The following is a 478-nucleotide window of genomic DNA, read 5'->3' on the forward strand; positions in this document are numbered from 1 at the left end:
GCCACCGAGCGCGACGAGCGAGGGAATCCGGCGGGAGCCCACGGGCGTCGTGTCCCCGGTCATCGCCGGCTCACTCCCGTCCGAGGTCGCGGTGGCGGACGTGGACGTCGACCGAGTCGAGACCCGAGAGCCGGCCGGCCAGGGACTCGGAGACGGCGACACTGCGGTGCTTCCCGCCGGTGCACCCGACCGCGATGGTCATGTACCGCTTGCCCTCGCGCCGGTAACCGTGGATGGCGAGCCTGATCATGGTGACCGCCGATCGGAGGTACTCCTCGATCGATTCGTCCGCGAGGACGTAGTCCCTGACCGGCTTCTCGCGGCCCGTGTGCGGTTGCAGTTCCGGGATCCAGTGCGGGTTGGGGAGGAAGCGCATGTCGAGCAGCATGTCCACGTCGACGGGCACGCCGTACTTGAACCCGAACGACTCGACCGTGAGGTGGAAGTCGAACCCGAGGTCGCCGAACGGGGTCTCGAG

At 68.8% G+C, this 478-nt stretch carries 1 protein-coding gene; it reads right to left on the reverse strand.

The window, feature by feature from the left end; genetic code table 11:
- Positions 1 to 70: 70 nt before the first annotated feature.
- Positions 71 to 478, reverse strand: a 408-nt coding sequence (locus B4M60_RS08755; RefSeq protein ID WP_291082373.1) for a RapZ C-terminal domain-containing protein, incomplete at its 5' end; no start/stop codon positions are given.

This window comes from Dietzia sp. UBA5065 (genome assembly GCA_002415925.1).
Lineage (GTDB): Bacteria > Actinomycetota > Actinomycetes > Mycobacteriales > Mycobacteriaceae > Dietzia.